Origin of the sequence: Rhodohalobacter mucosus (genome assembly GCF_003150675.1) — a bacterium.
Lineage (GTDB): Bacteria > Bacteroidota > Rhodothermia > Balneolales > Balneolaceae > Rhodohalobacter > Rhodohalobacter mucosus.
In genome coordinates this window covers 256,547-271,557 of the sequence record NZ_QGGB01000001.1, presented here as the reverse complement: position 1 = coordinate 271,557, position 15,011 = coordinate 256,547, and the positions used below count along the sequence as shown (strand labels likewise).

Sequence of the window (15,011 nt, the reverse complement as noted above, 5' to 3'; positions counted from 1 at the left end):
AGCCTGAAGCCTGAAGCCTGAAGCCTGAAGCCTGAAGCCTGAAGCCTGAAGCCTGAAGCCTGAAGCCTGAAGCCTGAAGCCTGAAGCCTGAAGCCTGAAGCCTGAAGCCTGAAGCCTGAAGCCTGAAGCCTGAAGCCCGCACCCCGCACTCACTTGCTGTGCTGCTTTTCGTCAAAACTATGCGCAAAGTCGCTGAGGGTCATTTTTGGTTTTCCCAGCTCTTTCCACGTTACTTCCGACTGAAACTGTTCATCGTACCTGTTGATCGCGTTGAGAATGTTATACTGAAAATCGATCGTTTTGGAGAATGGTTTCAGCATCCTGAAGACCCACATGGGGGTGCGCAATTTTTTCAGGTTCCGGGAAGTGACGTTATCAATAAACTCGTCGACCGCTTCATCCATACTGAACGGCTCCGGGCCCTGAACGGTGTACTCCCTGTTTTCCCCGTGATCCTGGCGGAATGCCTGAGCCACCATTTTGCCGTAATCCTGAGTTCCAATCCACCAGCTTTGGGTTTCCTGCCGCCCGGCGATCAGCACCCTGTTCCCCTTGAGCTGCAGCTCGGTCAGGTTTTCAAAAAAACTGGACGGATAGAATATGGTGATGGGCAGAGAGCAGGTACGCAGCAGGTCAACCGCTTTGCGCTTGATGTCGAACACCCACCAGCCGGCTTCGTAATCCTTCACCAGGGAAGACAGGAAGCCAATTCTCTGGACGCCCGCCTTTTCTGCAGCCCGAATTGCGTTGGATAACCCGTCAATCTCTGTTTTAAATGAAGCATTGCGCTCATCCGGTGCAGTGCTGACGTTGATATAAAGATAGTCTGCACCCGCCATCACCGTCTCGAGGGTCTCCGGTTGGCTCAGATCTGCGTAGGTTATTCGCATCCCCTCAAGCTGAGGCATCTTTCTGGCTTTTTCGGGATCCCGTACGGCTGCCGTCACGTCAAAACCGTTTTCGTGCAGTACACGGGTTACGCGTGAACCCAGCATGCCGGTAGCGCCAATGACTACAATTGAGGGTGATTGATTCATAATTCTCTTATTTGTTGTTTTACGAAATCCGGAATCCGGCGCCCTGTGTGCTCCCTTGCCTGTTCTACAGGGAGCATTATAATTTAACGTGAGTTCGAAATAAAATCTTTGAATTGGGCAGTCACACCGAAGTTTCGTGACCACCTTATCAGGGAGGGGATTTCCCCGCAGGGATCCCAATGGATAAGGGGTGGTTGAGACAGGCCAATGAGTTAATTTTTCAGTTTGAGTCTTGCTCAACGAGTTGTAACCACCCCCGCCCCCTACTTGCGAAGGAGGGGAGACGCTTTTTCCAGATTCTTAAATCGAACTGACGTTATTGAGCAAGTTTGTTATAGTTTAGTACAAGGTGGTGAAGGTGCGACTCGATGGTGTCGTAGGGCCGGTAACCGCGGGAAATAAGCCCCGTTTCTTCGCCAAGCTCCAGAAGGAGTGTGGGAAAGGCAGCTGCTCCGGCCTCCCGGCACCATTCAAAGAGTTCGCGCGTTCTGTTGTGCATTTCACGGCTCTGAAAATGATTGAGAAACGCGTTTTTGTCCACATCCAGCCTGTTCTCTACAATCAGTTCAAGGAAAGTATCCGGATCATTCAGATCTCGTCCCTCCACAAAGAGAGCGTGCTGCATCAGTCCGGCGAACCTAAGGGAGAGAGAAGGGTTCAGCAGGTTTATCGTATTTTGAGCGATGCAGGAAGGCATGGAGTCGTACAGGTAGCTGCCCTCTTCAGCAAGCAGCCTGAAATTTTTTCCGAATGAAACACCAGTGGTCTTCTCAACCTGTTCAAGTGCACCGGAGATGTAGCTGTACCCCTCCCGAATGGGCTGAGCATTATCGTCTACAGCCAGACCCCCGGGAATCACCCGTACTTGCAGGTCATCAGTGAATCTTTCGGCCAGTTTTTCCATGACGGGGTGAAATCCGAAACACCACCCGCAAAGCGGATCGTATGCGTATATAAGTGTCGGTTTAGGTGACATGTTCTTCCGGTTTTAGACTCAATCGATTTATGGGCTGTCATCGTTCAGTTCTGCGCTGAGTTCTGCAAGACGCTCGCCGGCTTCCTTAATGGGGATCGAGACCGCGCTTGCACCCGCACGCCGCATCACTTCGGCTTCCTCTTCGCGCATGGTGAGTACGTAGATAAGGCCTTTGTATCCGGAGAGACGCAGTGTTCTGGTGGCATTTTCCTTAACCAGCTGATTGCCCATTGCAATCATGACCGACCTGATTTTTTCGATGTCGATGTTGGTCCACAAATCGGTGTCCTGGATGTCTCCGTAAACTACACGCCGGCCGGCTTTCAGGTTTCGCTCGATCCGGTCGGGATCAATGTCCATCCCTACAACCGGTTTGCCCTGTTCCCTCAGTTTGTCGTAGGCGGCTCGTCCGGCATTGCCCATTCCGACAATGAGAAATTCAGCGGAACCCAGAGATACCGTTTCGTGCTCAGGGTGTTTGGTATCCCGCTCAAATTTAAACAGAAAATTCTCCCATCGTCTCCAGATTTTCTCTTCATGCTGCGTAAAGGGGGAGTTGAGCGCGTAGGAGATCGCTGTAAGGAGGCCGAGCACCACAATTGACTCTTCCGGAATGTATCCGTTGGAGCTGGCTACAACCCCTGCGATGAGGGTGAACTCACTATAGGCTGTCAGGGTTGTCGACGCAAGAAAGCCGGTTCTTGCACGAAATTTAAACGCCATGAAGAGCAGGTAGAAGAGGATGAATTTGACCGGCAGCAGCAGAAGCAATACGCCGATGAAGTAGTAGCTGTCGGACGATGGAAATCCGGTCAGGCCGATTTCAAGGAAAAACCCTACCAGAAATGCTTCCTTGATGCTCCACATCTTTTTGCCGATCTGATCGGCCCGTTCATCGGAAGCCAGCATCATTCCGGCAGCGAGGGCTCCCAGCTCACCCGAGAGGTGAAAAAACTCAAAGAGTGCCGCACCTCCCAGTGCCAGTCCAAGGCCAAACAGCATCCAGAGTTCGTCCTCACGTATGCTGCCCAAAAAGTGGACCAGAACAGGCCTGATGACCGGAAGCGCAAAAAGAGCGAGAGCCCAAAGCGATGGTGTGCTGCCGCCCGTAAAAGCAATAATGGCGATGGCCACCAGGTCCTGAAGGATCAGTATCCCGATTGCCGCACGGCCGTAAAAAGCCCCCAGTTCGTTTCGCCGTTCCAGGTTCTTTGCAGTCAAAACCGTGCTCGAAAAGCCCAGAATGATTGAGATAATCAGTGCGGAGGAGGTGCTGTAGCCGAACCAGAGGCTCACCGGCAAGAAGATGGCGGTGGAAATGGCAAGGTGACTTAAGCCGATTCCAAGTATATCAGGCCGCAGGATATTCTTGATGCGGATGTGCAGGCCAACAGTAAAAAGGAGAAAAAGTACGCCCAGATGCGCAATTTCTCCAAGCATATAGCTTGGCTCATATCCGTAGAGTGCAAGCGATAAGCCTGCGATCAGATAACCGACAAGGGGCGGAATCTGAACACGTGAAACCAGGAATCCGGCAACAAATGCAACTCCGATCCAGATAATATCCATTCAGTGCTGTTTTGAGTATGAGTATGACTGTGACTGCAAGCGAAGAATATAAGAATCTTCAGACGCTTATCACGGACTGTATGATCTCTTTTGCACTGTGGATTTCATCCTCATTTACTGTGTGGCCCATCTGCGGATAGATTTTTACCTGAACGGAAGCGCCAAGCCTCTTAAAAATGTCTGCGCTCTCATGAACGCGCTCTTCAGGAATGTGAGGATCGATATCCGAGCAGCCCATAAAAACGGGAGTGTGATCGAGCGAGCCCATATAGGAATCCGGATTCAGCTCATCTCCGATCAGTCCGCCGCTGAAAGCAATGAGTCCGCCGTAGCGGGCGGGGTGGCGCGCCACATATTCTGATGCAAGGCAGGCTCCCTGGGAGAACCCGAGCAGGATGATTTTCTTATCGGGGACGCCCTGTTCATTCAGACTCATCCGGATGTCGTGTATGGCCTGCAGGCCCGAGGACAAACCGGGCTCGTTTCGCTCTGTGGGTGCCAGAAATGAGTAGGGATACCACTGAAATCCGGATGCCTGCGGCGCTGTCAGATGCAGGCTGTTTTCCCCGAATTCATTGGCCAGCATAAGGATACTTTCGGCGGTGGCGCCGCGCCCGTGGATCATGATCATGGCACCGGATGCTGATCCGGGATCGGCTCCGGCCGTCAGGGTCTGTCCGGATTGATGCGGGCCTTTAAATGGGTTTTCGGAATTGGCTTGGAACATGGTGGTGGTTAGTGGTTAGTTTTTAGTGTTTGGTTTTTAGTGGTTAGTTGTACGTTGTCAGTTGTTCTATTGCTCGGTTCTTCTGTTCTTCTGTTTTTCTGTTCATCCGTTCAACTCTTCTTTCGTATGGAGTTCGGGGAGCCGGGCTTCGATCTCTTCGCGGTGTTTTTCGTACCATGACGGGAGTTTCAAGGCGGATCCCAATTCATCAAACGGTTCATCCACATCGAATCCGGGGATGTCGGTGGCAATTTCAAACAATACCCCTCCGTGCTCCCTGAAGTAGATCGACCGGAAGTAGTCCCGGTTTTGTACCGGTGTCACGTCAAATCCCATTTTACGGATCTTTTCCCGCCATGCGGCCTGGGCCTCGTCGTCGGGCACCCTGAATGCAATGTGGTGGACGGAGCCCTTGCCGAATCGACCGTGACGTTCCGGTTCACTTTTCAGGTCCACAAACTTACCAAGCCCGTTTTCAGGGTTGGATTCGTAGCGTTCGTGCCCATTTTCCTCTCCGTTCCGTTTCCAGCCCATCTCATTCAGAAGTTCTGCAGTACGACCTGTGTCGGAGAGGCTGAGTGTGGCTCCGAAAAAACCGCGAATGGCATGTCCATCGTCCACCCGGCCATACCCTTTGGTCTGCGGCAGACGGTCATCCGGATCTTCGGTGAGTTCCAGCATCATGCCGTCATTGTCTCTAAACCGTAAATGCGGAAAACCGAAACGTTCATTTTGTCCGGCGGTCTCAATACCTTCTTTGCGGAGATGCTCCTTCCACCATTCGGTAGTTCCCGCGGGAATCGTATACTGTACCACGGTTGTTTCGCCGTGTCCGGGGCTGCCTTCTACCACATGCTGCCAGGGGAAAAAGGTTATGGCGCTGCCGGGAGTTGCCCGGTGATTGCCGTAGTAGAGGTGGTAGGTAAACGGGTCATCGAAGTTGATGGTTTTTTTGATAAACCGCAGACCGAGGATATTCCTGTAGAATTCATAATTTGCCTGCGGCGGACCGGACACCGCCGTGATGTGATGGATACCGTTAATTGCACTGTTCATCATGGTTCTTTTTTTGTTGCTGTTTATTGATTGCAACATTTATGGGTTCAAAATAGTTTAACATTAAACTAAATATAGCGGATTTCCATGAATAAGGAAAGATTTAAAGAAACCGGCATTGCACTGGGTGGTGGCGCGGCACTGGGAGCCGCACACGTAGGCGTGATGAAAGCGTTTCAGGAGCACGAAATTGAGCCAAAATACATTTCAGGTACAAGCATCGGTGCGTTTGTAGCTGCGCATATCGCGTTTGGTACATCACTCGAAGACCTGGAAGAGATCGCTTTGGAACTGGACTGGCTGGACGTAACAAGTTTCAAATTGTCCAGGCTGGGTCTCCTGAACAATGAAAAGCTGGGGAAAATGATCCTTGATCAGTTCGGGAGAGTAAATATAGAAGAGTCGAACATACCCCTTCGAATGATAGCCACGGACATTTCTACGGGTAAAAAGATTGTTCTGGAAAAAGGACCGCTCTACAAAGCTGTAATGGCAAGCGCCTGTCTGCCGGGAATCTTTGCACCCGTTGAATGGGAAGAGAATCTGCTTGTGGATGGATTTTTATGTGAGAATGTGCCTGTAACTCCCCTCAGGAAGTTGGGTGCAGAAGACATTATTGGCGTGGATCTTACCACAAACAGGGAATTCCGGCGCCCTGATGACATAGTTGACGTGCTTTCCAATACGTTCGATATCGGGCTGAACAATATGATACGCGAGCAGGTGAAAGAGGAGCGTGTATTCTGGATCAGGCCCAGCCTGAGCGCGTACAGCCGGGCCGATACGGGTCAGACGAAAAAGCTGATTGAAGAGGGTTACCGGGCAGCTATGGACGCACTCTCTGCATCCTGAGTCATACATAACTGATGCAGCCATCATCCGGGCAGAGACCACTTTTCTTTAAAACCGGCTATCGGATGGTATTGAACTTCATCAGAACAGGAAGGTGATCGCTGATGGCGCGCATGCTGTCTGGACTGAAAGGGTAGGCCACCCTGCCGGAACCCGGAATGTAATCACGCATCATCTTATCGTTCGGTAGAATATGATCCAGCTGCCGGGTCGGATTATCGGCCGGGATGGTAAAGGCGTTCACACCCTGAAAGGGATCCACAAATCGAACGTCCGTGTTTTCGCCCAGAATGAGATCGAATTCCGGGTCGCCCGGAATGATGTTCAGATCACCCGCCAGGAGAATACGGGCATCCGGATATTGATCCAGAATCATGCTGTAGTGGTCGCGGAGCACCTCAATCTGACCCATTCGCCATCGGGCGTTGCCCTCTCCGCGTCCGGCCTTCAGGTGAACCCCCGTAAGAAGAAAATGGAAATCTTCGTTCACTGCAACTTCTGCAGACAACATCCGGTTGTTGGTGAAATTCTGATATTCGGTCTCACCCTCCTCCTCTCTGCGAAACGTGTAGACATTCCCGTAGCTGTAGGTTAAACGCAGCGGCACGCGGCTCATGATTACAACGTTCATGTACCAGTCGTTGCTCTCAAACGCCGTTACTAACCTGTAACCGAGTTCTTCAAAATCGGTCTGAGCCATCTCCTGCACATACGGCGCGCTTTCCACTTCCTGGAATACCACGATGTCTGCATCCAGTCTGCTGAGTGCCTGTGCAAGCAGGCGCCGGCGCTCTGCCAGACCTTCACCGGGATTGTTCTCTCGCGGGTGATTGATATAGGGGTTATCATGCCCGTCAACAAAGTGTTCCAGGTTCCAGGTCACAACCGTCAGCGTATCGAATTCGGAGGGATTGTACCACGCCGGAGCCTGTGCCGAGTTCCACCGGTTTGAGCTGAGATCACCCGATTGAGTGGCCGTTTGCATACCGGTGCAGGAAGCAATAAAGAGTACCAGGAGCAGAAGAAAATTACGCATAAAGGAAGATGGATTCATTTTTGAGAAGTATACTGATAACTTGCATCGATCAAGTGTGCATAAGGTAAAGCAGACTGTGAAAAGTTGCTGATGTTTCAGATTAGCAAATGGAAAATTTGAGGGAAGTGTTCCTTTTCTCCTGATAGTATATTAGTTGTCCGGTATTCCGTTATCTTTGCACTCGAATAAAGTAAAATCCATGAACATCTACACCATTATCATACTGGCCGCGATTGTGGCTGAGTTTCTTCTCAGCGTCGTCGCAAATGCGTTGAATCTGAAATCGCTGAGCAAAGAGCTTCCCGGTGAGTTTGAAGATGTGTATGATGAGGATACTTATGCAAGGTCGCAGCAATACACCCGTGAAAATACAAGGTTTGGATTTATTGCGGGTACGTTCAACCTTGCCGTGCTGATTGCATTCTGGTTTGCGGGCGGGTTTAACTGGCTCGACCAGTGGGCACGATCCTTTGGGTATGGTGAAGTAATCACCGGACTGATTTTTATCGGTGTGCTTGTTATCGGCAGGTCGCTTCTTTCCCTGCCGTTCAGCATCTGGTCAACATTTGTGATCGAGGAGCGATACGGATTCAATCAGACCGATGCCAAGACGTTTGTATCCGATCTGCTGAAAGGTCTGATGTTGTCGATACTGATCGGGGCGCCGTTACTCGCAGGTATCATCGCGTTTTTTGTGTATGGAGGTCAATGGGCTTGGGTATGGGCATGGCTGGCCGTAACAGCGTTTTCAATGATCATGCAGTACGTGGCTCCCACCTGGATTATGCCTCTTTTCAACAAGTTTGAGCCGCTGGGAGACGGCGAACTGCGTCAGGCAATCGAAGAGTATGCTGAAAAGGTAGACTTTCCGCTGCAGGGCATTTACGTGATGGACGGATCGAAACGATCATCCAAATCGAATGCTTTTTTTACAGGTTTTGGAAAGAACAAGCGCATAGCCCTGTTTGATACGCTGATCGAAAAGCACACAACAGAGGAGCTCGTCGCTGTACTTGCCCATGAAATTGGGCACTACAAGAAGAAGCACATTGTAAAAAACATGGTGATTACGGTACTCCATACCGGGATCATGTTTGCACTGCTCTCACTCTTTCTGCAGGTGCCTGCGCTCTTCGATGCGTTCTTTATGGAACAGATGAGCGTCTATGCCGGCCTGCTCTTTTTTGGATTACTCTATTCACCGGTGGAGAGCATCCTGGGGATTTTCATGCAGAGGCTGAGTCGCAAACACGAATATGAAGCCGACCGCTATGCAGCCAACACCATCGAAAAGCCGGAAGAGATGGTGAACGTGCTCAAAAAGCTCTCAAAAGACAACCTGAGCAACCTTACGCCCCATCCGTTTTACGTGTTCCTGAACTATTCCCACCCGCCGGTGCTTCGGAGGATTGAAGAAATACGGAGTGCATGGAGTTAGGAGTACTTGGAGTTAGGAGTTTGGAATTTGCCCCGTAGGAATTGCTATGCTAGGGATTGACACCGTCTCCCGTCTGACGTTTGACATCTGACGTTTGACCTCTCACACCTTCCTCGCACACCTTACAAGCTCCCGGAAGATATTTCTCTGCCGCGAGATCTGAATCAGGTACTCCGGGTGCCACTGTACGCCGATTGCGAATGGATAGCCGGGGTGCTCAATGGCCTGTACGATGTCGGTGTAGAGTTCGTGCGCAACAGGCTCCACACCCTTTCCTGGTTTATCAATGGCCTGGTTGTGAAGGGCGTTGACGTTGCAGACGTTGGTTTGAAGCAGCTCTTCGAGCCTGGAGTTTTCCTGAATAACGACCCTTTTTTTTGGAAAGATCGAGGTAACCTGCGGCTGCTCGATATAGAATCCTCGGATATCCTGATGGAGGGAACCGCCAAAGTGGACGTTCATGAGCTGCATGCCCCTGCATATGCCCAGAACCGGCTTGCCTTTTTCAAGAGCGTCCTCCAGCAGGGTCAGTTCGAGGGCGTCGCGTTCAAGATCAATGGCAGCCGATTTGGTATGGCGAAAATAGCGTATGATCCAGTAGACCGGAAAGAAGAGAATGGAGAGCAGCCATTCAAAAACCGTTCGTCTGTTTTTAACCAATACCGCTTTTTCCAGGAGTTCCTGGCCATATTTTTTGGGCTCCACGTCGGCTCCGCCTCCCAGGATCAGGCCGTCAAGACGTTCCGGATCGGCCGGCCGAGAGGGTGTGATTCGCTCGGGAAGCCCGCCGGCCAGAATTACCGAGACGGCTGTGAAAAACCAGGCCGCACCGCCGCCGTGATCGGGTCCTGTGATTCCGATAAGGGGTTTGCTCTCAATGGATTTCATGTGCCCATCGGGTCATCAGTTGAAGCCACTTGTGTTCAAAACGGACCATCGATTCCCGCTTGAGGCGGAGCCGTGCGCGGCTGTAACGGTCCAGCATCTTCTTATCCGCAGCCATGGTTTCCACGAAAACCCATCGGTTCCACTCCGATGCAATGCTCCATTCGGGATCTTCAAGTGAGCAGTTTGGCAGACGGTAGTGGTAGGTTGGCCTTGACCTGGTTAGCGTTTCCTCAATCAGTGATGAGGTCAGTATGTCATCGATATGCATGAAAAGCGGCAACAGGTCGAGCGCGCGATTCCGGCTGTTGCCGAATCCGATGTAGTCGCGGATCAGCTGATCCATACCGGGCTGATAGTCAGGCTGAAGAATGTGGTCAATATAATCCTCTTCAAAAGAGTTGATATAGGGCGTGATTTTGCGGCTCATATTGATAGCCGCATCTTTCCGGATCCATGGATCTAGCAGTACGTAGGCTCTTAGATGGTTAAGGATGCTGCCTGCGCTCAGCTCCGGTGCTTCCGGATTGATGTGCATGCCAAACGCATAGATGAAGGAGCTTCCGGTGCCCTTGGCTTTCATCTCCCGCAAGCGGTCAACAAGAAGGTTCAGTTCATCCATATCGGAAAGGGGCATGGGCGGGGTGATGATCTCAAAGGGAACCACCGAAGAGGCGAGATCCTTCAGCGCGTCCTCGATAGAGTCGATGTTTTTGAAAGATGCCAGATCCACGCCCACCGATTTCAGCACTTTCTCATACTTCTTCTCCCTGAACAGCTGTGCATCCAGCTCCAGCTTGAAGGTGCCGAACCGCGATTCTTCCACGGCGTATTCATAGGTGCTGATCTCTCTCAGCTTGCCGCCGTAGAGCGACTGTATGATGCCGCCCGCCTCCGGCATCTCCACGCCGGTAAATTCAAATTCATAGCCCACCGTCCGCTCCTCACCGGAGGGGTTTGTTGTGCTGGGCGGTATGTTGAAACTTGATTTGGGCATTTTGTGGGTTGTCGCAGGGTGTTTCTCGCAAATTTGCGCAGATGAACCGCAGAGTCTCGCAGAAATCTGCGGAAATCCGCGCACAACTCTGCGTAAATCTGCGAGAAATACTCAGGGTGAAACTTTTAAAATGAATCATCTCACTCAAACCGGATCACAAGTTCATATCCTTCATTATTAACCGGTTTTTCCCTCATGAAATCGAGTTCGTACAGCTCTCCGGTTCGCCAGGTTTCCACGAACTGGTCGTATGCCCTGGAACCCGGATTGCCGCTCTGTCCGCCGGGGTAGACGCCGTACCCCCGAACGCCTTCCGGATCCAGCTCCACCACCATTCGCCAGGAGGGCCCGTGGCTGCCGCGTATCGCGTTGATCGACTCGCGGCCCCCGTCGGTCGACAGATCCGGGATTTCAAAGCCGTTGATCTGTGCAATGTGATTCAGTGTCGTGTTGTTCACGCGGCTCCACTGCCAGCTTTGGGGATCATCCCCGTAGCGGTTGCGCAGTTCCCGAATGGCCTCGCGGTAGGAGGAATGAGCCAGGTCTGCCAATGATTCCCTGCTATCCGTTGACGGATCATCAAACAAGACCGATTCGGGATTCTGCACCAGCAGATCCGCGGTTATGTCGCGGTCGGGCCGGCGCATGGCGTGTTCCAGATCATATTTGCTGCCCCAGATCGCATCGTACAGATGTCCCCACCAGATATAGAAGACAGAGGGCTCAATTTCATCCCCGTGGTTCATGAAGTCCCAGGAAGCCAGCTGATCAAGCAGCCCGGCCATGGGCAGGTTTTCGACAGTTTCTACGGACTCCATGAGGGCTTCCAGCATCACCGGAAGAGCAAGCTCCGCATGGTAGCTGTAGGAGTCCATCAGCATTTCTCGGAAGTCATCAACCGTAATCTCGTCCATCTCCGCCAGCAGGTCGTTTATGCGGCGGCCGCGCTCAAACGGGGCGAAATCATCTCCCAGGTAGTAAGGATAGGATTCGGCTGCTGGAAATTGGTTGGCAGCGCTCAGATAGCCGCGATCCGGATTCAGCGCGCGCGGATTGTGGTCGTACGGTACAAACCCGTGCCAGTCGTAGCGTGGGTCGGACCCGTCGCCCACCGTGCGCCCCTGGTGTCGCCATTTAAGGGGAAAAACACCGCCGGTCTGCATGGCGATATCGCCCTCGACCGATGCAAAGTTCATGTTTTGTGCCGGTGCCTTGTACGTTCGGAACGCTTCGTGAAAGTCCTCATAGTTTTCGGCCCGGTTCAGTTTGTAAAAGGTCAGCAGTTCGTTCGAGGGGTCATGCCCGATCCAACGCAGGGCATGGTCGCGCTGAATGGTGCGTCCGGGCGGCAGCGGCTCGCGGGTCTGGTACACCGGCCCGTGGTGGGTGAAAAGCAGGGTATCGATAACGGCTTCCGCTCCGTTTACCTGAATAATCTCAAGACGGGATTCCACGGGCTTCCACTCCCCATCATGAAGGTATTCAGAACGGTTTTCATCACGAAACGTAATTTCATACCAGTCCATCACATCGGCGCCGGTGTTGGTGGATCCCCATGCGATGCGTTCATTAAAGCCCACGATGATGGTGGGTGTGCCCTGCAGGCTCACACCGTAAGCGTTGTGATCGGGCGTCTGCAGCTGGACTTCGTACCAGATAGACGGCATGCTCATATTCAGGTGCATGTCGTTTGACAGAATCGGGTAGCCGCCCGCTGTTTTGGATCCGTCTACCACCCAGTTGTTGCTGCCGTTGAGACGATCGGGCTGCCACAGCTCTATGGGATCGCTGAACGAGGGTTGGTACAGGGTGTCGGGGGCAACGGGGATGTCAGGTACAGGGTTGAAATTCCACGGAGTATCCGGAGGAATGATAGGGTCCATCAAATCAGGCCGCTCGCTCAGATAATTGTCAACAAACTCCTCTCCGAAACGTGCCAGGGTGTTGCTGGTGGCTACATCGCTGTTGCGTGCGGCCAGCATCTGGGTCATGTATTTTAGCAGAAGGGCGGTATTCAAAGGCCGCCATTCCGCCGGCTCCACATTCAGGAGCTTGTACTCGATGGGGTAAGTCTCATACCGAAGCGAGCTGATGAAGGCGTTTACACCGTCCGCATAGGCTTGAATGGCGGAGGCGATTTCGGGATGGTTGCCGATCTCCTCCATGGCGCTTTCCGCACCGTAAAGCATGCCCAGACGTCGCTGGTTTCGGTCGTACTCAACCAGGTCCGGTCCGAGCCATTCGGCCAGCATGCCGCCGGCACCGCGGATCTGCAGCTCCATCTGGAAGAGCCTGTCGCGCGCGGTTACATAGCCCTGTGCAAAATAGAGATCCTCATCGTTTTCAGCGAAGATGTGTGGGACCCCGCGCTCATCATAGTACACCTCAACGGGAGCAGAAACCGCGGACTCCGGGAATTCAATGAGTCCGGTGACAGGCTGCGTTTCCGCATTGGCCCAGAAACCCTGAACCGGATGGAAAAAAGATCCTGCAGGCGGCAGAGGACCCAGCGGCATGCTGAGCAGCCATACAACTGCGATGAGCAGGAGAGATGATAAGATCAGTGATAAGTATTTGGGCATGGAAGTGGTATTCGTAATTGTATACTGCCAAAGGTTATGAAAATGGGTTGAAAAGTGAAAAGGCAAAAGTGAAAAGTCCCCTCTTGCCTCGTAGGGATCCCGATGGGAAGAGGGGATTTAGGGGTGTGTTCATTAGGTATCTTGGCGCCCTTTGCGGTTAACCCTTTTGGAACCGCGGAGTCGCGGAAAGCGCGGGGGTTAGGAGACATCCCCAAATTGTGCATTTGGACAGGCATTGGCCAATTCTCCCCTTTGCCGCGCTCGGAGATCTCTCCACGCGCTCTCCGTCGGCTGACGGATCACTTGGTCGGGATGACAATGGCACGTTAATACAGGGGCGGCGCATCCTGATACCGATTGGAGCTAAGACTTTCCGGCGCCGCTTTACAGTATATCAGGAGGACAGGATATCAATGTGACAGGGAAAAGTGAAATTTCAGACGTCAACCATCTGACGGGAGGAGTTCGAGTGGCGACTTGTGACTGGCGACTTGTGATATGCGATTATTGAACCTATCTCAATACTCGATAACTCCTAACTCCCAACTCCTAACTCCAAACTCCAAACTCCAGACACTCCCAACATAAACCTTGAGACGCATTAAGAAATTGATTACTATCATTAACGTAAATAGGATTTGTAAATAAGAATCAACATGATATATGTGGTAAAAGATATCCGGTACATCCTGACAGTGCTTTTCGTTTTTATCGTGCTGATCGCTATTTCGGAACGGGGAACGGCGCAGGATGCCGAGGAGGGAGTTACCCATATCACCGGACTGGTGGTGGATGAGGCAACCGGTGAGCCGCTTCAGGGGGTGAATGTTTACCTCTCCTTCACCACGCAGGGCGATGCCACTGATGAAGACGGCCGCTATTCGTTCCGCACTCCGCTCACGGGCAATTTTGAACTGGTTTTCAGTATGATCGGATTTGAGATGCAAAAACGGTCCATCTCCATACGGGAGGATTCGGGAACGCTTCAGTTTAATGCGGAGATGACGGAGGATCCGGTGGAACTGGGCGAGGTGGAGGTCCGGGCCGACAACTCGGAGTGGCTGCGCAACTTTGCACAATTCAAGGAAGAGTTCCTGGGCACAACGTCGAATGCCTCCGATGCAGAAATTGAGAACCGATGGATGATCGATTTTGATCGCAACGATGACGGCGAACTGGTTGCTTCGGCAGAGGAACCGGTCCGTATTCTGAATCATGCCCTGGGGTATGAGCTCACAGCCGACCTGGACGATTTTTCCTGGAATCTCTTTGAAGGTACCGGCCAGTATCGCGTTACGGTGCGGTTTGAAGAGATGGAGACAGAATCGGGCCGTCAGGCAAGGAGATGGCGCCGTGCCCGGGAAAATGCGTTCGAAGGATCGCTACGCCATTTTTTACTGAGCCTCTATGAGGGGGAGCTGTCGCAAAACCAGTTTGAGCTTGTTCGCATGAATACGCAGCGGGAGACCCGGATCTATTCGGTGGGGCGGAACAGGCTGATTTCAACCCTGAGGTCGCACGGGCTGGATCAATCGCTGGCAGTGCAGGGTGTAAAGGGATTTGTGTTGAGGGAGCCTGTCGATGTACTGATAGGCCGTGAAGAGTATTTGAACGATACCCGTGAACGGGCCAGGCTGGTGCCTCTGCGGCAAGATCAGGTTTTCTTTGTGATGCCCGACGGTACGCTGGCCGACCTCTCCTCGGTGGGAATCGAGCTCTACTGGGCCACCCGCCGCATGGCCGACATGGTGCCATTTGATTATAAACCTTAGCGTACTCCGGGTCTCTGCGGTAAAAAAAATCACCGCAGAGGCGCAAAGGCCGCGGAGGAGGAATGTTTTTATTGGATGTGTTAT

At 52.3% G+C, this 15,011-nt stretch carries 12 protein-coding genes; 3 read left to right on the top strand and 9 right to left on the bottom strand.

Going from position 1 to position 15,011, the window contains the following annotated elements; all coding sequences use genetic code 11:
- Positions 1–149: 149 nt before the first annotated feature.
- The 5 genes from DDZ15_RS01110 to DDZ15_RS01090 form a co-directional block, all read right to left on the bottom strand.
- Positions 150–1,037 carry an SDR family oxidoreductase gene (locus DDZ15_RS01110; RefSeq protein ID WP_109643995.1) on the bottom strand — a complete coding sequence of 296 codons (888 nt, stop codon included), beginning with the start codon at positions 1,035–1,037 and terminating at the stop codon, positions 150–152.
- Positions 1,038–1,353: 316 nt separating this feature from the next.
- Positions 1,354–2,013, bottom strand: coding sequence for a DsbA family protein (locus DDZ15_RS01105; RefSeq protein ID WP_109643993.1), 660 nt, complete (start codon positions 2,011–2,013; stop codon positions 1,354–1,356).
- 27 nt (positions 2,014–2,040) lie between these two features.
- Positions 2,041–3,582, bottom strand: a complete 1,542-nt coding sequence (locus DDZ15_RS01100) for a cation:proton antiporter family protein (protein ID WP_109643991.1) — start codon at positions 3,580–3,582, stop codon at positions 2,041–2,043.
- A gap of 58 nt (positions 3,583–3,640) precedes the next feature.
- Complete coding sequence (locus DDZ15_RS01095) at positions 3,641–4,309, bottom strand: alpha/beta hydrolase (protein WP_109643989.1); 669 nt, start codon at positions 4,307–4,309, stop codon at positions 3,641–3,643.
- Between the two features lie 102 nt (positions 4,310–4,411).
- The gene (locus DDZ15_RS01090) at positions 4,412–5,368 is read right to left on the bottom strand and encodes a ring-cleaving dioxygenase (RefSeq protein ID WP_158278579.1); all 957 of its coding nucleotides are present in this window, start codon (positions 5,366–5,368) and stop codon (positions 4,412–4,414) included.
- Positions 5,369–5,452: 84 nt separating this feature from the next.
- Here DDZ15_RS01090 and DDZ15_RS01085 point away from each other — a divergent pair, with 84 nt between their 5' ends.
- The gene (locus DDZ15_RS01085) at positions 5,453–6,217 is read left to right on the top strand and encodes a patatin-like phospholipase family protein (protein WP_109643984.1); all 765 of its coding nucleotides are present in this window, start codon (positions 5,453–5,455) and stop codon (positions 6,215–6,217) included.
- Positions 6,218–6,275: 58 nt separating this feature from the next.
- Here DDZ15_RS01085 and DDZ15_RS01080 read toward each other — a convergent pair whose 3' ends face one another.
- On the bottom strand, positions 6,276–7,253 hold the full coding sequence (locus DDZ15_RS01080; RefSeq protein WP_158278578.1) for an endonuclease/exonuclease/phosphatase family protein: 978 nt from the start codon (positions 7,251–7,253) through the stop codon (positions 6,276–6,278).
- Positions 7,254–7,452: 199 nt separating this feature from the next.
- Between DDZ15_RS01080 and DDZ15_RS01075 the strand changes: the two genes are divergently transcribed.
- Positions 7,453–8,691 (top strand): M48 family metallopeptidase, encoded by a 1,239-nt coding sequence (locus DDZ15_RS01075; RefSeq protein ID WP_109643980.1) that lies wholly within the window; start codon positions 7,453–7,455, stop codon positions 8,689–8,691.
- 102 nt (positions 8,692–8,793) lie between these two features.
- Here DDZ15_RS01075 and DDZ15_RS01070 read toward each other — a convergent pair whose 3' ends face one another.
- From DDZ15_RS01070 to DDZ15_RS01060, 3 genes are all read right to left on the bottom strand, one after another.
- On the bottom strand, positions 8,794–9,579 hold the full coding sequence (locus DDZ15_RS01070; RefSeq protein ID WP_199222842.1) for a gamma-glutamyl-gamma-aminobutyrate hydrolase family protein: 786 nt from the start codon (positions 9,577–9,579) through the stop codon (positions 8,794–8,796).
- Positions 9,566–10,573 (bottom strand): amidoligase family protein, encoded by a 1,008-nt coding sequence (locus DDZ15_RS01065; RefSeq protein ID WP_109643978.1) that lies wholly within the window; start codon positions 10,571–10,573, stop codon positions 9,566–9,568. Before DDZ15_RS01065 ends, DDZ15_RS01070 begins: the two co-directional genes overlap by 14 nt.
- Positions 10,574–10,713: 140 nt before the next feature.
- On the bottom strand, positions 10,714–13,155 hold the full coding sequence (locus DDZ15_RS01060) for a penicillin acylase family protein (RefSeq protein WP_109643976.1): 2,442 nt from the start codon (positions 13,153–13,155) through the stop codon (positions 10,714–10,716).
- Positions 13,156–13,811: 656 nt separating this feature from the next.
- On the opposite strand from DDZ15_RS01060, the gene DDZ15_RS01055 reads away from it, so the two are divergent.
- A complete protein-coding gene (locus tag DDZ15_RS01055) occupies positions 13,812–14,927 on the top strand; it encodes a carboxypeptidase-like regulatory domain-containing protein (RefSeq protein WP_109643974.1) in 1,116 nt (371 codons plus the stop codon).
- The last annotated feature ends 84 nt before the right edge of the window (positions 14,928–15,011 follow it).